Annotated in this window: 21 protein-coding genes and 1 pseudogene; 1 reads left to right on the top strand and 21 read right to left on the bottom strand. The window is 32.7% G+C overall.

Annotated features, from left to right (window positions below; genetic code table 11):
- Positions 1-9: 9 nt before the first annotated feature.
- The 8 genes from IHE43_RS05925 to IHE43_RS05890 form a co-directional block, all read right to left on the bottom strand.
- Positions 10-1,293, bottom strand: coding sequence for a nucleotide sugar dehydrogenase (locus IHE43_RS05925; protein ID WP_192187094.1), 1,284 nt, complete (start codon positions 1,291-1,293; stop codon positions 10-12).
- A 296-nt stretch (positions 1,294-1,589) separates the two neighbouring features.
- Positions 1,590-2,054, bottom strand: coding sequence for a UpxY family transcription antiterminator (locus IHE43_RS05920; protein ID WP_192187093.1), 465 nt, complete (start codon positions 2,052-2,054; stop codon positions 1,590-1,592).
- An 84-nt stretch (positions 2,055-2,138) separates the two neighbouring features.
- Positions 2,139-3,530 (bottom strand): UDP-glucose 6-dehydrogenase, encoded by a 1,392-nt coding sequence (locus IHE43_RS05915; protein ID WP_192187092.1) that lies wholly within the window; start codon positions 3,528-3,530, stop codon positions 2,139-2,141.
- 23 nt (positions 3,531-3,553) lie between these two features.
- Positions 3,554-4,537, bottom strand: coding sequence for an SDR family oxidoreductase (locus IHE43_RS05910; RefSeq protein ID WP_192187091.1), 984 nt, complete (start codon positions 4,535-4,537; stop codon positions 3,554-3,556).
- Between the two features lie 10 nt (positions 4,538-4,547).
- A complete protein-coding gene (locus IHE43_RS05905; protein ID WP_192187090.1) occupies positions 4,548-6,989 on the bottom strand; it encodes a polysaccharide biosynthesis tyrosine autokinase in 2,442 nt (813 codons plus the stop codon).
- Between the two features lie 14 nt (positions 6,990-7,003).
- The gene (locus IHE43_RS05900; protein ID WP_192187089.1) at positions 7,004-7,792 is read right to left on the bottom strand and encodes a polysaccharide biosynthesis/export family protein; all 789 of its coding nucleotides are present in this window, start codon (positions 7,790-7,792) and stop codon (positions 7,004-7,006) included.
- 69 nt (positions 7,793-7,861) lie between these two features.
- Positions 7,862-8,482 (bottom strand): recombination mediator RecR, encoded by a 621-nt coding sequence (gene recR / locus IHE43_RS05895; RefSeq protein WP_192187088.1) that lies wholly within the window; start codon positions 8,480-8,482, stop codon positions 7,862-7,864.
- 175 nt (positions 8,483-8,657) lie between these two features.
- The gene (locus tag IHE43_RS05890) at positions 8,658-9,023 is read right to left on the bottom strand and encodes a CoA-binding protein (RefSeq protein WP_192188164.1); all 366 of its coding nucleotides are present in this window, start codon (positions 9,021-9,023) and stop codon (positions 8,658-8,660) included.
- 149 nt (positions 9,024-9,172) lie between these two features.
- Here IHE43_RS05890 and IHE43_RS05885 point away from each other — a divergent pair.
- A pseudogene (locus IHE43_RS05885) lies at positions 9,173-9,720 on the top strand (MarC family protein); the annotation flags it as partial.
- Between the two features lie 158 nt (positions 9,721-9,878).
- Here the strand turns inward: IHE43_RS05885 and ctlX are convergent.
- The 13 genes from ctlX to secY all read right to left on the bottom strand — a co-directional run bounded on the left by ctlX (position 9,879) and on the right by secY (position 20,763).
- A complete protein-coding gene (ctlX, locus tag IHE43_RS05880) occupies positions 9,879-10,814 on the bottom strand; it encodes a citrulline utilization hydrolase CtlX (RefSeq protein ID WP_192187087.1) in 936 nt (311 codons plus the stop codon).
- Positions 10,815-10,887: 73 nt separating this feature from the next.
- Positions 10,888-11,802 carry a dimethylarginine dimethylaminohydrolase family protein gene (locus tag IHE43_RS05875; protein WP_192187086.1) on the bottom strand — a complete coding sequence of 305 codons (915 nt, stop codon included), beginning with the start codon at positions 11,800-11,802 and terminating at the stop codon, positions 10,888-10,890.
- Positions 11,803-11,867: 65 nt separating this feature from the next.
- Positions 11,868-13,145 carry a citrate synthase gene (locus tag IHE43_RS05870; RefSeq protein ID WP_192187085.1) on the bottom strand — a complete coding sequence of 426 codons (1,278 nt, stop codon included), beginning with the start codon at positions 13,143-13,145 and terminating at the stop codon, positions 11,868-11,870.
- A 154-nt stretch (positions 13,146-13,299) separates the two neighbouring features.
- Positions 13,300-14,592: a phosphopyruvate hydratase gene (gene eno / locus IHE43_RS05865; protein ID WP_056195292.1), complete on the bottom strand. Its 1,293-nt coding sequence runs from the start codon at positions 14,590-14,592 to the stop codon at positions 13,300-13,302.
- A 100-nt stretch (positions 14,593-14,692) separates the two neighbouring features.
- Positions 14,693-15,811 (bottom strand): glutamine-hydrolyzing carbamoyl-phosphate synthase small subunit, encoded by a 1,119-nt coding sequence (carA, locus tag IHE43_RS05860; RefSeq protein WP_192187084.1) that lies wholly within the window; start codon positions 15,809-15,811, stop codon positions 14,693-14,695.
- A gap of 247 nt (positions 15,812-16,058) precedes the next feature.
- Positions 16,059-16,547, bottom strand: coding sequence for a 50S ribosomal protein L17 (gene rplQ, locus IHE43_RS05855; RefSeq protein WP_007803683.1), 489 nt, complete (start codon positions 16,545-16,547; stop codon positions 16,059-16,061).
- A 36-nt stretch (positions 16,548-16,583) separates the two neighbouring features.
- Positions 16,584-17,576: a DNA-directed RNA polymerase subunit alpha gene (locus tag IHE43_RS05850; RefSeq protein WP_026109818.1), complete on the bottom strand. Its 993-nt coding sequence runs from the start codon at positions 17,574-17,576 to the stop codon at positions 16,584-16,586.
- Positions 17,577-17,597: 21 nt separating this feature from the next.
- The gene (rpsD, locus tag IHE43_RS05845; protein ID WP_026982953.1) at positions 17,598-18,203 is read right to left on the bottom strand and encodes a 30S ribosomal protein S4; all 606 of its coding nucleotides are present in this window, start codon (positions 18,201-18,203) and stop codon (positions 17,598-17,600) included.
- Positions 18,204-18,295: 92 nt separating this feature from the next.
- A complete protein-coding gene (rpsK, locus tag IHE43_RS05840) occupies positions 18,296-18,679 on the bottom strand; it encodes a 30S ribosomal protein S11 (RefSeq protein ID WP_007803677.1) in 384 nt (127 codons plus the stop codon).
- 8 nt (positions 18,680-18,687) lie between these two features.
- Positions 18,688-19,062: a 30S ribosomal protein S13 gene (rpsM, locus tag IHE43_RS05835; protein WP_056245953.1), complete on the bottom strand. Its 375-nt coding sequence runs from the start codon at positions 19,060-19,062 to the stop codon at positions 18,688-18,690.
- Positions 19,063-19,064: 2 nt separating this feature from the next.
- The gene (gene ykgO, locus IHE43_RS05830) at positions 19,065-19,181 is read right to left on the bottom strand and encodes a type B 50S ribosomal protein L36 (RefSeq protein WP_072945378.1); all 117 of its coding nucleotides are present in this window, start codon (positions 19,179-19,181) and stop codon (positions 19,065-19,067) included.
- Positions 19,182-19,193: 12 nt separating this feature from the next.
- Entirely contained in the window at positions 19,194-19,409 is a 216-nt protein-coding gene (infA, locus tag IHE43_RS05825; RefSeq protein ID WP_007136545.1) for a translation initiation factor IF-1, read from the bottom strand.
- A 7-nt stretch (positions 19,410-19,416) separates the two neighbouring features.
- On the bottom strand, positions 19,417-20,763 hold the full coding sequence (gene secY, locus IHE43_RS05820; RefSeq protein ID WP_017495008.1) for a preprotein translocase subunit SecY: 1,347 nt from the start codon (positions 20,761-20,763) through the stop codon (positions 19,417-19,419).
- Between the last annotated feature and the right edge of the window lies 1 nt (position 20,764).

Here is a 20,764-nt window from a genome sequence, read left to right as displayed (position 1 = left end):
TTTTAGTTCCTATAGTCTATTATCAGCTATAGTACCTAAAACTCCTTTTACATCGTATAATAAACTATTTTCTTTTTTTAAATCTGAAAAATTTAGTTTTAAAAATTCATTATGTGAAACTCCTAAAACAATAGCGTCAAATTTATTAGCTGGTACAGTATTAACAGTTACTAAATTATATTCTTTTTTTACATCATTTGCATTAGCAAGCGGGTCATAAATTGTTACTGATATCCCGTATTCTGTCAATCCTGTTATTACATCCACTATCTTCGTATTTCGAACATCCGGACAATTTTCTTTGAATGTAATTCCAAGCATTAGTAGGTTTGCACCGTTAACAGTAATTCCTTTTTTAATCATTAACTTAACGACTTGAGAGGCGATGTATTCACCCATACTATCATTCAAACGACGTCCTGCTAAGATTATTTCAGGATGATAACCAAATTCCTGAGCTCTTTGTGCTAAATAATAAGGATCAACACCAATGCAATGCCCTCCAACTAACCCTGGTTTAAAAGGTAAAAAATTCCATTTTGTAGCTGCAGCTGCTAATACTTCCTGAGTATCAATATTCATTAAATTGAATATTTTAGCGAGCTCGTTTACAAATGCAATATTAATGTCTCGTTGTGAATTCTCGATTACTTTGGCAGCTTCAGCCACTTTTATACTTGGCGCTAAATGAGTTCCTGCAGTTATAACAGATTTATAGAGTGTATCTACTTTTACACCAATTTCAGGAGTGGAACCTGAAGTTACTTTTAAAATCTTTTCAACAGTATGTTCTTTATCACCGGGATTGATTCTTTCTGGAGAGTATCCTGCAAAGAAATCTTCATTGAATTTTAATCCAGAAATTTTTTCTAAAACTGGCACACATTGTTCTTCTGTAACTCCCGGATAAACAGTAGATTCATAAATTACTATATCTCCTGCCTTTAACACCTTACCAACGGATTCACTTGATTTATATAATGGAGTTAAATCTGGACGATTGTTTTTATCTACAGGAGTTGGAACTGTAATTATATAATAATTACAATCATAAATATCTTTTAATTCAGTAGTACAAAACAATCCGATTTCTGAATTGGGTCTATCAACTAGTACTTTTTGTAAGTCATGACTTTCAACTTCTAATGTAGAGTCTGTTCCTGACTTTAAACCGGCAACTCTTGATTCATTAATATCAAATCCTATAACCGGATATTTGGTTGCAAATAATCTAGCCAAAGGAAGTCCAACATATCCCAGACCAATAATTGCTATTTTTATATTTTCGTTCATTTAAAAAATATTAACTTTAGTTACAACAGTATATGGCTTCGCCATTCCAAGCCCCATTTATATGCTCAGTTATAAAAAAGTATAATCTCGGCAAATATAGCATATTAACTCAATTTATTCAATACGGTTTCCCGTAATCGGATAAAAGCAAAAATATAAAATGCCTTACAAAATTCCAACTTACTATTTATCAGCATGTAAAAATTTACTTTATAAAAAAAAACAAAAAATAAAATTCCTAATTAAATAAATTTTATTTCTTGTTTATCTTAAAAAGGCATAATCTCTGCAAAAAATTATTTATATTTTATTTTCAAAACACAACCTAAGGATTCCAGCACCAAAATATAATGAGTATTAGAAACTTCCTGAACTATTGCATTCTGATTAGTAAATGCCCCGGAATCTAATTTTATTCTGTCGCCCACTCTCATGGCTGTAATAGAAATATCAGTTACATTTGAATCACTAAGACTCTTTTTTATAATACTGATTTCTTCGTCTCTGACAATCGCAGGTTTACCAAGCCAAAAGAGATAACGTACAACACCTGGCACTTGAAAAACAGTATTACGATCTATTTCCTCGAGCTGAACAAATACATAAGAATTAAAAAGCGGCACTTCAACCTTTTTTTTTCTATCAGACCATTGTTTAATCTGTGTAATTAAAGGACAATAACATTCAACTCCTGCTTGTGTAAGTTTTTCGGCCACTTTTTTCTCCCATTTGGGTTTCGTATACACTACATACCAATTCATAATTTCACTTTATATCGAAATAAAACTTTCAAATCCGTCTCCTTATTCATTTCACATTAAATTTTAATCCAATACCTAATTTAACTACGAACCAATTCCTTTATAAATAAAGCCAATCGATTCCAATTCTTTGGCGTCCAATATATTTCTTCCATCAAAAAGAAATGCTGGTTTATGCATAGAATCGTAAATTTTTTGCCAATCATAAGTTGTAAATTCATCCCATTCGGTTAAAATCGCAATAGCATGCGCTCCTTTACAGGCATCATAAGCGCTATCGAATGTCGCTAAAGAGCTATTATTCTCTCCACTAGTTCTGGTTTCTAAATAATCCAAATCACTCAACATTTTAGCCCTTGACACCTTTGGATCATAAACTGAAATTTGCGCTTGCTCATTTATCAAATCATCAGCAACATAAATGGCTGCAGATTCTCGGGTATCGTTAGTATCTTTCTTAAAAGCCCAACCTAAAAATGCAATTTTCTTACCGGCAACTGTATTATATAAAGTCTGGACAATCTTATTGGAAAACCTTCTTTTTTGATGATCATTCATTATAATAACTTGTTCCCAATAATCGGCTACTTCGTTCAACCCATATGATTTTGCGATATAAACTAAATTCAAAATATCTTTTTGAAAACAAGATCCGCCAAAACCTACTGAAGCTTTTAAAAATTTTGGTCCAATCCTGCTATCCATCCCAATTGCTTTTGCAACTTCATTAACATCAGCACCTGTTTTTTCACACAATTCAGACATTGCGTTGATAGAGGAAATTCGTTGTGCTAAAAATGCATTTGCAGTAAGTTTAGATAATTCTGACGACCAAACGTTGGTCGTTAAAATTTTGTCCTTGTCAACCCAATTCGCATAAACATCAACTAAAGCATTAATTGCTGTTTCACCTTCTGAAGTTGTGTCTCCACCAATCAAAATTCGATCTGGGTTCAATAAATCTTTTACTGCTGTTCCTTCAGCCAAAAATTCAGGATTTGACAATATCTGAAACTGAACTCCATTTCCTGTATTATCTAAGATGCTTTTAATAGCTTCAGCTGTTCTAACCGGCAATGTAGATTTTTCAACTACAATTTTATTTTGCTTTGCTACTTTTGCTATTTGTCTGGCACATAATTCAATGTATTTCAAATCAGCAGCCATACCTTTTCCTTTTCCATAGGTTTTAGTAGGTGTATTTACAGATATAAAAATCACCTGAGCTTCATCGATCGCTTTGTCTACTTCTGTAGAAAAGAAAAGATTCCTTCCTCTTGCCTCAGCAACAATTTCCGAAAGCCCCGGCTCGTAAATTGGAATATTATCTGTATTTGGATCATTCCAATCCTTAATTCTTTGCTCATTTAAATCAACGACAGTTACCTTAATATGAGGACATTTTTGAGCAATTACTGCCATTGTTGGACCTCCAACATACCCTGCACCAATGCAGCAAATTTTTGTAATTTCCATTTATATTATATCTTGACTTTGTTTTATTTCAAATTATTCCAGTACCAACTTACAGCTTCTTTTAATCCATCTTGCAAAGAATATTTCGGATTATAACCTAATATTGTTTTTGCTTTATCTATACTTGCCAATGAATGTGGAATATCACCAGCCCTATTTGAACCATAAACTATTTCTACTTCTGCAATTTTAGAATCAAATTCGGCTAAATATTTTTTCAAATAACCTACCAGATCATTTAATGTATTTCGATCACCGAATGCGGTGTTGTAAACTGTGTTTATGGCTTGTGGATTTTGACTTGTCATCGCCAATTCATTCATCTGAATTACATTATCGATATAAGTAAAATCCCTTGAATAATTTCCGTCACCATTAATAACAGGACTTTCATAATTCATTAATTGCATGACAAATTTCGGAATTACTGCCGCATAAGCTCCTTTTGGGTCCTGTTTTTTTCCAAAAACATTAAAGTACCGTAGTCCGATAGTTTCTAAACTATACGTTTTACTAAAAATCTCCGCATACAATTCATTTACATATTTTGTAATGGCATATGGAGATAAAGGCTTTCCGATAACATCTTCCACTTTTGGCAATCCTTGAGAATCTCCATATGTTGAAGAACTCGCAGCATAAATAAACCTTTTTACTTTTGCATCACGAGAAGCAATAAGCATATTTAAAAATCCTGAAACATTTACATCATTTGTGGTTATTGGATCATTTATGGATCTTGGAACAGAGCCAAGAGCTGCCTGATGCAAAACATAATCAACTCCTTCAACTGCTAGAATACAATCAGCAATATTTCGAATATCCCCTTCTATTAATTTAAAATTTTGATTACCAATAAAATCTTCTAGATTATATCTGTGACCTGTTGAAAAATTATCTAAACAAACTACTTTATGACCTAATTCTAGAAAATGCTCGCATAAATTTGATCCAATAAAACCTGCACCTCCAGTAATAAGAATAGTATTTTGAGTTGATGTTTTCATTTAGGTCATATTATTTTTTATTGAATCTGTTAAAAATAGTTTTCAAGAAATGTGATTTTTCTTCCTCATCATGATATCCGTTTGAATAAGCACCATAGCCATAGCCATATCCAGATCCGTACTTAGCTTTATTCTCATATCCGTTAAACACAATACTTGCATTATTAAGCTCACCTCTTTTTATTCTAGTGTTCAACAACGTAATCATATCCTTTTTAGTATAATTTTGTCTTACTATATACAATGTAACATCTGCATATTGAGCCAATTCTAATGCATCAGAAACCAATCCAACCGGAGGTGTATCCAAAATTATATAGTCATATTTCTGCTTCAATTCATCTATTAATTCTTTCATTGCATCACTTAAAATAAGCTCTGAAGGATTTGGAGGTATAGGACCTGAAAGAATAACATCAAGATTTGGAATTTGGGTGGAATTAGTAATTTCAGATAAACCATTTTGTTTAATCAAATAATTTACAACTCCCAATTGAGTGGTTAAATTAAATTCATCTGCTAATCTCGGTTTTCTTAAATCTAAACCGATAATCACTGTTTTTTTCTCGCTTAAAGCAAAAACTGTTGCAATATTAATGGAGCAAAATGTTTTTCCTTCTCCACTAATTGACGAGGTTATCATCAAAGTCTTTGATCCGCTAACCTGTTGTTTTTTATACAAAAATTGCAAAGATGAACGAATTGTTCTAAAAGCTTCAGAAAGAGCAGATTTTGGCTTATCAAATACCGCCAAACTCACATTATCTTTATTAACTCCAACAACACCAATTAATGGGATTTGCGTTAATTTACTGATATCATCAGTATTCTGAATAGAATCATTAATGAAGAAAATACCAAAAACAAACAACAACGGAATTAACAAACCAAGGAAGAGAGCTAAAATATAATTTACCGAAGTTTTTGGCCCTATTAATCCTCCTCCAATATCTTTTGCAGGATCGATAAAATGGATATCCGATAAATTAGATGCTTTTACAATTTCTGCTTCATTTCGTTTCTGAAGAAATTCAGTATAGATATTATCATTTAAATCATATTTTCTTTTAATCTTTAACAATTCCTGTTGCTCTTCAGGAAGGCGTTTTACAACACTTTCTGCTTCACCAATTTTAGCGTTTACCAATGACAAATCATATAATAATGATGATTTTGCCGAAGCGATATTTTCTAACAGAACACTTTTAAGTGCCTGCATTTGATTATCAAAATCCTTAAAAATCTTTTCACTTTTTACAGCATAAGCCATCTCTGATCTTTGAGTAGAAAGAGCAATAAGTTTTGAGACAGCTGCCACGATATTTGGGTCTTCAATTCCTGCAACAGATGGGGCTGGCAACCTTGAATAATCTACACTATTATTCAGATACATTTTTAAAGAATTGTAATAAGCTATTTTTCTGGAAACCTGATCTCTTTCTACATCAAAATCCATTATTTTATCAGAAAATTTAGCTCCACCACCTTCTATTTCGTAGATATTCTTATCTTTTCTAAAAGACTTTAACTCGTTGCCGTTTTGTTTCAATTGCGATTCCATAGCAACAAGAGTACTATCAATGAATCTTATTGTATTAGTTGCAAACTGGTTTTTACCGTCAAGCTGAATTTTGATTAACATTTTTACTGTCGAATTCAAATATTCAACCATTCTGGCTTTATTTGTTCCCTGCATTCCTAAGGTTAATATTGAACCAGCTTTATCATCGGCGTTAACATTGATTCCTTTATATCGGGAAACTGTACTATCAAAATCATTAAATCTTACAAAGTATTCGTTTCCTTTATAAAGTCCGGGATTATCATTTATCTGTAATCTCCAATTTAAGAAAGGTAGTGACACTTGCTCTCCAACTTTATATTTTTTCACAAACTCCGCGGGTTGAACAGCCGTATTTGAATAGGAATTATCCGAATAATTAATTAGTGAAACCGAATTGTTTTCAAATGGAATTCGGATTTCATATTCATTTGGACTTAAAAATTTTATTCCTATTAGGGTATTTGCAAGTTGTCCCTTTGATTTGTCAATATCTACATAAAAAGGAACACCACCATAAGAATCTACCAAATTATATTTTCCCTGTGTTAGATAATCAATATAAAATTGCAGTTTACTAACTACTAATTCATTATGAGACCTAGATTGTAATATGGTTGATATTCCGTTTACCTGATCTGAAATCCCTCCCCAATTAAAAACCAAACTTGTATTAGATGTAAAAAAGGGATTGCTTTCCTCTTTAATAGAAATCATCGTTTGCATTCCGTAGATCTTTTCCTTGCGGATATTTACCTGATAGGCAATCGTAAATGCAATGATCAAACTAACTAAAAACCATTTCCAGTAGCTAAGAATTTTTAGTAAAAATCCTTTAAAATCAAAATTTGAATGATTTTCAAAAATGGAAAAATCTTTTATATCTAACATTTTTTGAATTTACTTTAGTTTTTGATAATTAAATACACTGTTGTTGCCAATGACAATAAGGTAATTATAGTACCGATTGACTGAATACCAGTCTGTCCAGTTCCCCATGTTTTCTGTCTTAACGGTTTTACATAAATATAATCGTTGGGTTGTAAATAATAATATGGCGATTTCATTACGTTAACATCTGTAAGATCAATTTCATTCATTTGAACCCCAGTTGGAGTTTGGCGAATTATCATCACGGCTTTTCTATTACCTACAGTAGTTATATCTCCCGCGTTGGCAATGGCTTCCAGAACATTTACATGCGGCTGAAACAATGTTTTTGTCCCTGTACTTCCAACTTCACCATTTATTGTATATCTGAAACCAGCGAGTTTTACTGTCACAAAAACATTTGCCTCACTTTTAAAATATTCTTCGAGTAATTTTTTCTCGATCATAAGTCTAACTTCTTCCAGAGTATATCCTATAACATTTATTTCTCCTAAAATTGGCATCCTGATATTACCATGATCATCAACAGTAAATCCATCAAAATACAAAGCTGATTCTGATTTTCCTGTAGTTGTACTTTCTGTTGTATTAAAAATAGAAACCAATTTAGGATCAATCGCCTTTATATTAACACTTAAAACATCATTTACCTGTAATCTATAAGGTTTAGATTCGACAGCCGACACGGTATTTTGTTCTCCTGAATTGTTTTTATCCTGCAAATACCATAAATCTTTTACTGGAATACAGGATGTAAATAGTGCACTAAATAGTAATAGTATATAAAAGCTTTGTTTTGTCATTATTAAAAATTTATCGCAAATATAGCTTTTCCTTTAATTCGAAGGAAATCTAACTTTACTTGATCGTATTTAATTATTTTTGAAAGTTTTTTCGAATGGAACACGATGCAAGATACTTCTTCCGAGCGTAATTTCATCGGCATATTCTAATTCATCACCAACAGCTATTCCTCTTGCAATTGTTGAGATTATAATCTCCGACTCACCAATTTGCTTATAGATATAAAAATTTGTCGTATCTCCCTCCATTGTTGAGCTTAGTGCAAAAATAATCTCTATTACTTTTCCACCTTTCACCTTTTCAACCAAACTAGTAATATTTAATTGACTTGGACCTACGCCTTCAATTGGTGAAATCTTACCACCCAACACATGATAAATGCCTTTATATTGTCCTGTATTTTCGATAGCCATTACATCACGAATATCTTCGACTACACAAATAGTCTGATGATTTCTGGTTGCATTTGCACAAATTTCACAGATTTTTGTATCTGAAATATTATGACAACTTTCACAAAACTTAATATCCTCACGCATATTTAATAATGCCTGAGACAAAAAGCCTGTTTGTTCTTTCGGTTGTTTTAATAAATGAAGAACCAATCGCAATGCCGTACGCTTACCAATTCCGGGTAACTGAGACATTTCGTTAACTGCTTTTTCTATTAATTTTGATGAAAATTCCATGAAGACAAAAGTAATACTTTAATGTTGCTTTTTAGCCCCTATAGTCCCGAAGTTTCGGGAGAAATCCTTTTGTTTTTCCTTTAAAAACAAAAAGATTACTTCACCTTGTTTTCATTTAATTTAGAGTTCAGTGAACTTCGTTTGAAACAGATAGCGGGAATAGCTTCTAAAAAAATCAATATTGATTAGTAGCCAATAAAACTAAAGTACAAGCAACTTCGGCCTTGATATTATTCAGCTCTAACAATTGGTAAAATTCAGGATTTTCTGTTCCTGGATTAAAAACAACCCTTTTTGGCTGTGCTTCGATAATATAATTATAATAATCACGCTGGCGTGCAGGATTTAAATACAAGGTTATAGTATCTATATTTTTTACTGGTATTGCTTTCGTTTGAATTTTTATACCGGCAACCTCTCCAGTATTTTGACCAATTGCTAATACAGTATGCCCTTTCTGAACTAACATATTTATGGCTCTATATGCGTATCGATCTGGTTTTGTAGTCGCTCCCAGAACTAAAGTTTTTTTATTTTTCATCATTTTAATTTAAAGTGCAAAAGTAATCAAAAAGAATGAGCTTGGTTTATCTTATAATTCAGAATTCAATCAATAAAAACAATATCCTAATATGATTTTACTTTGTTCAATTAAAATTTGATTATTTTTACTTTACTAACCAAAACTCTATGGATCTTTTCATTTATTTATTTGCTGCTCTTTTTTCAGTTTTAAACCCAATTGGCACTGTCCCTATTTTTGTAGGATTAACCCAGCATGACTCTCAAAAAGAACGTTCTCGCATTTCTCTTTGGACTGCCATAAATGTTTTTATCATTTTGATTGTTTCTTTTTTATCGGCCAATATGTTTTATCATTTTTCGGAATTAGTATTGATGCCCTTCGAATTGCCGGCGGAATTGTAATTGTAAATTCTGGATTTTCATTGCTTTCCGGAAAGTTCAATAAAAAACGCGGAATCAATAAAAAGATTGAAAACGAAGTTCAACAACGAAATGACATTGCTTTAACTCCATTAGCAATTCCGATGCTTGCTGGTCCTGGATCAATATCTTTATTAATAGCTTTTTATCAGGAACATCATGAAATGGAAGAAATCATTATTTCTTCATTAGCAATTTTGGCAATTGCGATTGCCATTTTTGCTATTTTAAAAAGCGCTCATTATTTAGCAAGAATACTAGGTGCTTCAGGAATCGTAGCGATATCACGAATTGTTGGCTTTATTGTAATTTCTATCGGAATTCAATATATCGTGAGTTCTATTATTAACATTATTAAAGGAAATTTGATGTGAATTATTTTTTATTTCACATCAAAATAAAAAGGGATAAAACTTACGTTCTATCCCTTTTTTATCCTTAAAAGTTCTTTTTAATTTCTTGGTAAAAACACTTCCGCCATCATACATCTTGCACTTCCGCCTCCACAAGCTTCAATTGTATCCAGACTTGAACTTAAAATTTCAGCATGGCTTTCTAATTGAGCAATTTGTTTTGGAGTTAAACTTTGATGTGCCGACGCACTCATCACAATATATTTTTTATCATTCGTTCCTCGGATTTCTAACATATTTCCGGCAAAATTATTTACCTGAGCTTCTGTGATTAGAATAATTTCCTTTTTATCAGCTTTTAGATTTTCCAGAACCATTTTACGTTCTTTTTTATCATCGATACAATCTGCACAGATAACTGCAAAAGTTTCTCCCAAGCACATCATTACGTTTGTATGATAGATTAACTTACGTTCTCCATCAACAGTTTGAAATGCTTCAAAAATTACCGGAGCATAATCAAAATCTTCACAAAACTCTATAAACAATTCTTCATCAGCACGTGGCGATAAAGCACAATATGCTTTTGCATTTGCACGATCTAAAAGCAAACTCCCTGTTCCTTCTAAAAAATATCCATCGTCTTCTGCAGATGTATAATCCATTATATTAGCAATCTCAAATCCTTTTTCCTCAAGCGTATCCAAGATATCTTCACGACGCTCCTGACGACGATTTTCAGCAAACATTGGATAAAGAGCCACATCTCCATTTTCATGAAAAGATACCCAGTTGTTTGGAAAAATACTATCCGGTGTATCCGTTTCTAAAGTATCTTCAATAACTGTCACATCAACCCCTACTGCTCTCAATTTTTCAACAAAAGTATCAAATTCTTGTTGTGCTTTTGCATTTACAGTACTTGGCAAAAGTCCGTCTAATACTTTTTGATAGTAATTATTTACAGCTGTTTGCTCATTCATTCTGAAAGCAACTGGGCGAATCATTACGATTGCGTTTGTTGTTTGTTTCATAATCTATACATGTTTTTTATTTTAGGTTTCAAGTTTTGTGATAAACTTGAAACTTTAAACCTGAAACTATTTTTTAGTCTCTAATTAACGGTAAAGTTGAACATCTCAACAATCCTTCTTGTTTTGCAATTTCGGCATACGGAATTTCTTCAACTGTAAATCCATTTGCACGAAGCCAATTGTTTAAACGAGTAAAATTTTTCTCAGAAACAACTACATTTTCATCAATAGAAAACACATTCGAAAACATATGATACATTTCGTTTCTTTCAATGTGAAATAGATTTTCCTTACCAAAAAGATTTACCAAATACAAATAATCAGCTTCTTCACGAAAACCTCTTTTATAAATTATCCCTTTATCTTTTCCAACAGGCTGAAAACAACAATCTAAGTGCAATGCATTATCACGTGCTTCTAATTTGGATTTCACCAAATCAAATTCTTTGACAATTTTATTCGGAAATAATTCTTTAATATAGTTTACACCATGCATATTGGTTCTTGCCGTGATATAATCTTTATAATCACTTCCTTTATAAGTTCCAATAAATATATAATCATTCCACAGCATCACATCCCCTCCTTCAATGTGAACTTCCTCAGGCGGACGAACAACTTTTGAAGAATCTATTTGATCAATAACATATTGAATTGCATCTAACTCACGTTCTCTGTCAGGTAAAATATTCGATTTTATAAAAATATCATCAATAACAAAACCTATATCTCTTGCAAAAATTTGATTGTAATTTTCAATCATTTCCGGACGATAAACGGTTACATCATATTTCTTAAAAACAGCATTAAAAGCATCCATTTCAGCAACCATATCCTTTTCAACAGGATAAGTTCCTGCCTTAATATGTTCCAACGACTTGGGATCATAAGCCTCATCTAAAGATGGAGTTGGCCCATTATGAACGGCAGAACCCAAAACTACGGCACGTAGTCTTGACGTTTCGTTCTTTATATTTAATTGCAACATAACTCTATTATATTTTGAGCAAATATAAAAAAAGCTTCACAGTTAAGTGAAGCTTTAAAGTTATTTTATTTATTAGACTTAAAGTCTCTCAAAGGATGTCCTGTATAAATCTGTCTAGGTCTTCCGATTGGCTCTTTGTTTTCACGCATTTCTTTCCATTGTGCGATCCAACCTGGTAATCTACCAATAGCAAACATTACTGTAAACATGTCAGTTGGAATTCCTAATGCTCTGTAAATAATTCCAGAATAGAAATCTACGTTTGGATATAAATTTCTTGACTTGAAGTAATCGTCTTCAAGAGCAGCAGCTTCCAGCTTTTTAGCAATCTCTAAAATTGGATCATTAACACCTAAAGTTTCTAAAACTTCTTTAGCTGCTTTTTTGATGATTTTCGCTCTCGGATCAAAGTTTTTATAAACTCTGTGACCAAATCCCATTAAACGGAAAGGATCATTTTTGTCTTTTGCTTTCGCTAAAAACTTATCAGTATCACCACCGTCTTTGTTAATTTCTTCTAACATTTCAAGAACTGCCTGATTTGCTCCACCATGAAGTGGCCCCCAAAGTGCAGAAACTCCAGCAGAAATTGATGCAAATAAACCAGCATGAGATGAACCAACCATTCTTACTGTCGATGTAGAACAGTTTTGTTCATGATCTGCGTGAAGAATAAATAATTTATCCAATGCATCCACTATGATTGGGTTTGCTGAATAAGGTCCAGTAGGCAATTTAAACATTAATTGCATAAAATTATCTACATAACCAGTTGTATTATCGTAATAATTTAACGGATAGCCCATAGATTTTCTATAAGTCCAAGTTGCAATTACAAGAAATTTACCCATTGTTTTACAAATGGCCTCGTACATCTCTTTTTCATTATCAACATTTACAGCTTTTGGATTAAATGCTGTTAACGCGCTTGTCAAAGCAGACAATACCCCCATTGGGTGAGCTGTTTTTGGAAAACCGTCAATGATATTTTTCATCTCTTCGTTTACCAAAGTATGTTTTTTAATACCATTTTCAAACTGCTCTAATTCCTGAGCTGTTGGTAATTCACCAAAAATTAAAAGATATGACACTTCAAGAAAATTAGCTTTTTCAGCCAAGTCTTCGATTGAGTATCCTCTGTAACGTAAAATTCCTAATTCTCCGTCTAAGAAAGTGATTTCACTTTTACAAGATCCAGAATTTTTATACCCTGGGTCAATTGTAATAATACCAGTTAAATCACGTAATTTGTTAATATCGATAGCTGATTCATTTTCGCTTCCAGTAATAACCGGAAGTTCAATTTTTTTACCATCTACTTCTAATGTAGCTATTTTTGACATAATATATCGGAAATAAATCTTTAAAATAATAATTTATCAAATCTAAGGAATTTAAGACTAATTAAAAAAGGAATACTGCTATGAATTTGTTAAAACTCCAAAAAAAACCACCCATTAGAAAATGGATGGTTTAAATCTATATATAACCTTACAATTATTTAATCTTGAAAGCTTTTAACCCAGGAAAATATGCGGTACTTCCTAATTCTTCCTCAATTCTTAATAATTGATTGTATTTTGCCATACGATCAGAACGAGAAGCAGAACCTGTTTTAATTTGTCCACAGTTTAAAGCTACCGCTAAATCAGCAATTGTATTATCTTCTGTTTCACCAGAACGGTGAGACATTACTGAAGTATAACCAGCATTTTTAGCCATGTTTACAGCAGCAATAGTTTCAGTCAAAGTACCAATTTGGTTTACCTTTACTAAAATTGAATTTGCAATTCCTTTTTCAATACCAGTAGATAAACGCTCAACATTCGTAACAAACAAATCATCACCTACTAATTGTACTTTATCTCCAATTTTATCCGTTAAATATTTCCATCCATTCCAGTCATCTTCGTACATACCGTCTTCGATTGAAATAATTGGATATTTAGCAGCAAGTTCAGCTAAATAATCAGCTTGCTCTTCAGAAGTTCTAATTTTTCCAGTTTCACCTTCAAATTTAGTATAATCGTATTTACCGTTTACATAAAATTCAGATGCAGCACAATCAAGAGCAATCATAATTTCGTCACCAAAAGAATATCCAGCTTTTTCAACTGCCAATTTTATAGTATCCAAAGCGTCTTCAGTACCACCTGCTAAGTTTGGTGCAAAACCACCTTCGTCACCTACAGCAGTACTTAAACCTCTGTCGTGCAACACTTTTTTCAAGCTGTGGAAAATTTCAGTTCCCATTTGCATAGCATGTGTAAATGAAGTTGCCTTTACAGGGAAAATCATAAATTCCTGGAATGCAATAGGAGCATCAGAGTGAGAACCACCATTAATGATGTTCATCATCGGAACAGGCAATGTATTCGCAGAAACACCACCAACATATCTGTATAATGGCAATCCTAATTCATTTGCAGCAGCTTTTGCAGCAGCCAAAGAAACTCCTAAAATAGCATTAGCTCCTAATTTAGATTTATTTGGAGTTCCGTCTAAATCAATCATTAATTGATCGATAGTGTTTTGTTCGAAAACAGAAGTTCCAACTAATTCTTCAGCAATAACAGTATTTACATTATTCACTGCATTCAAAACTCCTTTTCCTAGAAATGCTTTTCCTCCATCACGTAATTCAACAGCTTCATGTTCTCCTGTTGAAGCCCCAGAAGGAACAGCTGCTCTACCTAGAACACCATTTTCTGTAACTACATCAACTTCAATAGTAGGATTACCTCTGGAATCAAAAATTTGTCTTGCGTGAACTTTAATTATAATACTCATTATTTTTGTTTTTTATTAATAAATTATATTTTTTTTCGAAATTATAAAAATATTTAATAGAAAAAATGCATTCTTACTATTAAACGCCTTTATTTATTAACTATATCGTTTTAGCAGTAGCTAGTTTTATATTCTCAACAAACTGATCGAACAAATAAGAAGAATCATGTGGTCCTGGACTAGCTTCAGGATGATATTGTACTGAAAAACAATTCTTATTTTTCATTCTCATTCCTGCAACTGTATCATCATTCAAATGAACATGAGTAATTTCCAACTCCGGATGAACATCTAACGCATCTCTTTTTACAGCAAAACCGTGATTTTGAGAAGTTATTTCACCTTTACCAGTGATAATATTTTTTACCGGATGATTAATACCACGGTGACCACCGAACATTTTATAAGTTTTAACTCCGTTTGCCAAAGCTATAACCTGATGGCCTAAGCAAATTCCAAATAATGGCTTATCATCTGCTATAATTTCTTTAGCAACTTGTATCGCTCCAAATAACGGATCTGGGTCTCCAGGTCCATTTGACAAGAAATATCCATCAGGATTAAATTCTGTCAAATCTTTATAAGTTGAATTATATGGGAAAACTTTAATGTAGCAATCTCTTTTAGCAAGATTTCTTAAGATATTCTTCTTAATTCCAAGATCTAATGCAGATATTTTGTAAGTAGCATTTTCATCTCCAAAAAAATAAGGTTCAGTAGTTGATACTTTTGAAGCCAACTCTAAACCTTCCATGTTTGGCACATTTGCCAATTCTTTTTTCAAATCTTCAATTGAAGTTCCATCGGTACAGATGACAGCATTCATAGCTCCGTTGTCACGGATATAACTTACCAATGCACGAGTATCAACATCAGAAATACAGATTAGATTCTGTTTAGTAAAATAATCTTCTAAACTTCCAGAAGCATCCACACGTGAATAATTAAAGCTGAAGTTTTTACAAACCAAACCAGCAATTTTAACACTGTCAGATTCTATTTCTAAATCATTAACACCATAATTTCCAATGTGCGCATTAGTAGCGACTAATATTTGACCAAAATAAGAAGGATCTGTAAATATTTCCTGATATCCTGTCATTCCTGTATTAAAACAAACTTCACCAAAAGTTTTACCGCTAATTCCGATAGATTTTCCGTGAAAAATAGTTCCATCACTAAGTAATAAAATGGCGCTTTGTCGTGTAGTGTATTTCATTCTTTAATTTGTATTGTTTTTTATCGTTTCATGAATCAAGCAAACTTGTTCCATTTGTAATTAGATATTTTGCAAATTTACTTCTTTAAAAGAGTGTCTCCAAGATTTTTTAAAACTTTCCTTCATAAAAATAAAACCTGATGAATCAAATAAGTTAAAAATCAGATTACCTTAAAAAAAATCAAAAAAAAAGGATAAACTAAAAATTAGCTTATCCTTGATTTTTATAGAATCATTACTTTCATAATTATTCAGAAGCTTCAGTAGTCGTTTCAGACTCAGCAGCTGGAGCTTCAGTAGTTTCCTCAGCTTTTTTTGCTTTACCACCACGACGGCTTTTTGCTTTTTTAACTTCTTTTTTACCTCCATTGTAAAGTTCATTGAAATCTACAAGTTCGATCATTGCCATATCAGCATTATCTCCCAAACGATTTCCAACTTTAATGATACGAGTGTATCCACCTGGACGGTCTCCAACTTTAGCAGCTACGTCTCTGAACAAGTCAGTTACCGCATATTTGCTACGTAAGTAAGCAAAAACAATACGACGATTGTGAGTCGTATCTTCTTTTGATTTTGTGATTAAAGGCTCAACGAATTGTTTAAGCGCTTTAGCCTTAGCAACAGTAGTGTTAATACGTTTGTGCTCAATAAGAGAACAAGCCATATTAGCTAACATAGCTTTTCTATGTCCAGTCTGTCTGCTTAAGTGATTGAATTTTTTTCCGTGTCTCATTGCTATTTTAAATTTAATCCGCCGTGGCGGATTGAATTATTCTTTATCTAATTTGTATTTAGCTAAATCCATTCCGAAAGTTAAATTTTTAACTGCTACAAGTTCATCTAGCTCTGTTAAAGATTTTTTACCAAAATTACGGAATTTCATCAGGTCATTTTTATTGAACGATACTAAATCACCAAGTGTATCAACTTCAGCCGCTTTCAAGCAATTTAATGCTCTCACAGATAAATCCATATCAACAAGCTTAGTTTTAAGCAATTGTCTCATATGCAATGACTCTTCATCATACGATTCTGTTTGTGCAATTTCGTCAGCCTCGAGTGTAATTCTTTCGTCAGAAAACAACATGAAGTGGTGAATTAAAACCTTAGCAGCTTCAGTAAGAGCATCTTTTGGATTAATAGATCCATCAGTTTTAATTTCAAAAACTAATTTTTCATAATCTGTTTTTTGTTCTACACGGAAGTTTTCAATTGCATATTTTACATTTTTTACCGGAGTAAAAATTGAATCTGTAAAAATGGTCCCAATTGCAGCGTTCTGTTTTTTGTTCTCCTCAGCAGGAACGTATCCTCTACCTTTTTCGATTGTTAAATCGAAGTTCAATTTGATTTTAGAATCTAAATTACAGATAACAAGGTCTGGATTCAAAACTTGAAAACCTGAAATGAATTTTTGAAAATCACCTGCTGTCAATTGATCTTTACCAGAAACAGAAATTGTAACTGCTTCATTATCGATATCTTCAATCTGACGTTTGAAACGTACTTGTTTTAGATTAAGGATAATTTCGGTAACATCTTCAACAACACCTGAAATAGTAGAAAACTCATGATCTACACCTTCGATACGAACAGATGTAATTGCATAACCTTCTAATGCTGAAAGCAAAACTCTTCTAAGTGCATTACCAACTGTCAATCCGTAACCAGGTTCTAAAGGTCTAAATTCGAATTTACCTTCAAAATCGGTTGAATCGATCATGATAACTTTATCGGGCTTTTGAAAATTAAATATTGCCATAAATTTCGACTAAGTCAATTATTATTTGTTGTACAACTCTACGATTAATTGTTCTTTAATGTTTTCTGGAATCTGAAGTCTTGCAGGTACAGAAACGAAAGTTCCTTCTTTAAGATCATTATTCCAAGTAATCCATTCATAAACATGACTTGAATTTGACAAAGAACGTTCGATAGCTTCTAAAGATTTAGATTTTTCACGAACTGCAACTTTATCACCAGGTTTAAGGTGATAAGAAGCTATATTTACAACTTCACCATTTACAGTAACGTGTCTGTGAGAAACTAATTGTCTAGCACCTCTTCTAGAAGGAGCGATACCCATTCTAAAAACAACGTTATCTAATCTTGCTTCACATAATTGTAAAAGAACTTCACCAGTAACACCTTTAGTAGCTGATGCTTTTTTAAATAAATTTCTGAATTGTTTTTCTAAAATTCCATAAGAATATTTAGCTTTTTGCTTTTCCATTAACTGAACAGCGTACTCAGATTTTTTACCTCTTTTTTTAGCCATCCCGTGTTGTCCAGGTGGGTAATTTCTTTTTTCGAAAGATTTATCATCTCCGAAGATTGCTTCGCCAAATTTACGAGCAATTCTAGTTTTAGGACCAGTATATCTTGCCATTTCTAAAAAATTAAATTTTAAGGTAGAGATTATGAATTCAGGTCTAATCCTTCGATAATCTATATTCTACCTTGTTTATACTATAAATAAAATTAAACTCTACGTCTCTTCGGAGGACGACATCCGTTGTGAGGCATTGGAGTAACATCGATAATCTCTGTAACTTCAATTCCACCGTTATGAATAGAACGGATAGCAGACTCACGTCCGTTTCCTGGTCCTTTTACATAAACTTTTACTTTTTTAAGTCCAGCCTCAAGAGCTACTTTACTACAATCTTCTGCTGCCATTTGAGCTGCGTATGGAGTATTCTTTTTAGAACCTCTGAAACCCATTTTACCGGCTGAAGACCAAGAAATAACTTCACCTTTTTTGTTTGTCAAAGAAATGATGATGTTATTGAAGGTAGCAGAAATATGAGCTTCTCCCGTTGATTCAACGATAACTTTACGTTTTTTTGCAGTTGCTTTAGCCATATTACTTATTATTTAGTTGCTTTTTTCTTGTTAGCAACAGTTTTTCTTTTACCTTTTCTTGTTCTAGAGTTGTTTTTAGTTCTTTGTCCTCTTAACGGAAGACCAGATCTATGACGGATACCTCTGTAACAACCAATATCCATTAAACGTTTGATGTTTAAAGAAACTTCAGAACGTAATTCTCCTTCAATTTTGAATGCTCCAACAGCTTCACGAATTGCTCCGATCTCGTCATCATTCCAATCTTGAACTTTTTTGTCTTGGCTAACTTGAGCTTTTTCTAAAATCTCAATAGCTCTACTTCTTCCTAATCCAAAGATATAGGTAAGTGCTATAACACCTCTTTTATTTTTTGGGATATCTACCCCTGCTATTCTTGCCATAATTATCCTTGTCTTTGTTTAAATCTAGGATTCTTTTTGTTTATTACGTACAATCTCCCTTTTCTACGCACAATGATGCACTCGGGACTTCTCTTTTTTACTGATGCTCTAACTTTCATAGTGAATATCCTTTAATATCGATAAGTAATTCTTGCTTTTGACAAATCATAAGGACTCATTTCTAGTTTCACTTTATCACCAGGTAATAACTTGATGTAATGCATACGCATTTTACCAGAAATATGAGCAATTACGATATGTCCATTTTCTAACTCTACACGGAACATCGCATTTGACAATGCTTCAATGATTGATCCGTCTTGTTCTATTGCTGATTGTTTTGCCATAAATATATTAAGCTACCGCTTTTCTATTTTTACCAGTCTTCATTAAACCATCATAATGTTTGTTTAACAAGTATGAATTGATTTGCTGAATAGTATCTATTGCAACTCCAACCATAATTATTAATGAGGTACCTCCAAAAAACATTGCCCAAGATTGTTGTACATCCATAATACTTACAACAATAGCTGGGAACACAGCAATCAAAGCAAGGAATAAAGATCCTGGGAAAGTTATTAAAGACATCACTTTATCTAAGAAGTCTGAAGTTTCAGCACCTGGACGAACGCCCGGGATAAAACCACCACTTCTTTTTAAATCATCAGCCATTTTGTTAGTAGGAACAGTAATTGCAGTGTAGAAAAATGTAAATACAATAATTAAAGTTGCAAATACAAAATTATACCAAAAACCGAACATATTACTAAATGCTCCAACAATAGATTGTGATGTGTCTGATTTAGACAATCCAGCTACAGCTGCAGGTATAAACATAATTGCCTGAGCAAAAATGATTGGCATAACTCCTGAAGCATTAAGCTTAAGAGGAATCCATTGTCTATTACCACCTGCTAAATCTTGCTCATAATCACCAGTTGTCGTACGACGAGCATATTGAACCGGGATTCTACGTACTGCCATTGTAAGCAATACACAAGAAATAATCACTAATAACCACACAATAATTTCAATAACTAATAACATTGGACCTCCATTGTTATTGGTAACTCTCGTTGTAAACTCTTGAATAAAAGCTTGCGGTAAACGAGCTAAGATACCAACCATAATTAATAATGAAATTCCATTTCCAATACCTTTATCAGTAATTTTCTCTCCAAGCCACATAGCAAAAATTGTACCTGTAACTAAGATGATAACTGACGAGAACAAAAATTCAGGAGAATTAAAGCCTAGTAAGAATGCACTACCAGGCAATGTTCTGTATAAATTATAGATATAAGTTGGACCTTGAACCAGTGTAATAGCTATAGTCAACCAACGAGTGATTTGATTAATCTTTTTTCTACCACTTTCTCCATCGTTTTGAAGTTTTTGCAAATAAGGAATCGCAATTCCCATCAACTGAACCACAATAGACGCAGAAATATAAGGCATAATACCTAAAGCAAAAACTGAAGCTTTAGAGAAAGCACCCCCAGTAAACATGTCTAGGATAGATCCTAAACCATTTTTAGTTTGTCCCGCTAAACCAGTTAATTGAGTTGCGTCAATTCCAGGAAGCGTAACGTGTGCACCAAAACGATATACTAAAAGCAATCCTAATGTAATTAAGATTCTGTTTTTCAGTTCTTCGATTTTCCAAACATTACTTATTGATTCAATAAATTTCTTCATC

Source organism: Flavobacterium sp. MDT1-60 (assembly GCF_014844035.1).
Classification (GTDB): domain Bacteria; phylum Bacteroidota; class Bacteroidia; order Flavobacteriales; family Flavobacteriaceae; genus Flavobacterium.
The sequence above is the reverse complement of the archived record's forward strand: the minus strand, read 5'-3'. Positions and strand labels throughout refer to the sequence as shown.

Excerpts from the sequence above, each read along its gene's own strand:
- recR (WP_192187088.1), bottom strand. The coding sequence starts at position 8,482 with ATGGAATTTTCATCAAAATTAATAGAAAAAGCAGTTAACGAAATGTCT.
- carA (WP_192187084.1), bottom strand. The coding sequence starts at position 15,811 with ATGAAATACACTACACGACAAAGCGCCATTTTATTACTTAGTGATGGA.
- ctlX (WP_192187087.1), bottom strand. The coding sequence starts at position 10,814 with ATGAAACAAACAACAAACGCAATCGTAATGATTCGCCCAGTTGCTTTC.
- IHE43_RS05905 (WP_192187090.1), bottom strand. The coding sequence starts at position 6,989 with ATGTTAGATATAAAAGATTTTTCCATTTTTGAAAATCATTCAAATTTT.
- IHE43_RS05915 (WP_192187092.1), bottom strand. The coding sequence starts at position 3,530 with ATGGAAATTACAAAAATTTGCTGCATTGGTGCAGGGTATGTTGGAGGT.
- secY (WP_017495008.1), bottom strand. The coding sequence starts at position 20,763 with ATGAAGAAATTTATTGAATCAATAAGTAATGTTTGGAAAATCGAAGAA.
- IHE43_RS05850 (WP_026109818.1), bottom strand. The coding sequence starts at position 17,576 with ATGGCAATATTTAATTTTCAAAAGCCCGATAAAGTTATCATGATCGAT.
- IHE43_RS05890 (WP_192188164.1), bottom strand. The coding sequence starts at position 9,023 with ATGAAAAATAAAAAAACTTTAGTTCTGGGAGCGACTACAAAACCAGAT.
- IHE43_RS05925 (WP_192187094.1), bottom strand. The coding sequence starts at position 1,293 with ATGAACGAAAATATAAAAATAGCAATTATTGGTCTGGGATATGTTGGA.
- ykgO (WP_072945378.1), bottom strand. The coding sequence starts at position 19,181 with ATGAAAGTTAGAGCATCAGTAAAAAAGAGAAGTCCCGAGTGCATCATT.
- eno (WP_056195292.1), bottom strand. The coding sequence starts at position 14,592 with ATGAGTATTATAATTAAAGTTCACGCAAGACAAATTTTTGATTCCAGA.
- rplQ (WP_007803683.1), bottom strand. The coding sequence starts at position 16,547 with ATGAGACACGGAAAAAAATTCAATCACTTAAGCAGACAGACTGGACAT.
- infA (WP_007136545.1), bottom strand. The coding sequence starts at position 19,409 with ATGGCAAAACAATCAGCAATAGAACAAGACGGATCAATCATTGAAGCA.
- rpsM (WP_056245953.1), bottom strand. The coding sequence starts at position 19,062 with ATGGCAAGAATAGCAGGGGTAGATATCCCAAAAAATAAAAGAGGTGTT.
- IHE43_RS05910 (WP_192187091.1), bottom strand. The coding sequence starts at position 4,537 with ATGAAAACATCAACTCAAAATACTATTCTTATTACTGGAGGTGCAGGT.
- IHE43_RS05875 (WP_192187086.1), bottom strand. The coding sequence starts at position 11,802 with ATGTTGCAATTAAATATAAAGAACGAAACGTCAAGACTACGTGCCGTA.
- rpsD (WP_026982953.1), bottom strand. The coding sequence starts at position 18,203 with ATGGCAAGATATACTGGTCCTAAAACTAGAATTGCTCGTAAATTTGGC.
- IHE43_RS05920 (WP_192187093.1), bottom strand. The coding sequence starts at position 2,054 with ATGAATTGGTATGTAGTGTATACGAAACCCAAATGGGAGAAAAAAGTG.
- IHE43_RS05870 (WP_192187085.1), bottom strand. The coding sequence starts at position 13,145 with ATGTCAAAAATAGCTACATTAGAAGTAGATGGTAAAAAAATTGAACTT.
- IHE43_RS05900 (WP_192187089.1), bottom strand. The coding sequence starts at position 7,792 with ATGACAAAACAAAGCTTTTATATACTATTACTATTTAGTGCACTATTT.
- rpsK (WP_007803677.1), bottom strand. The coding sequence starts at position 18,679 with ATGGCTAAAGCAACTGCAAAAAAACGTAAAGTTATCGTTGAATCAACG.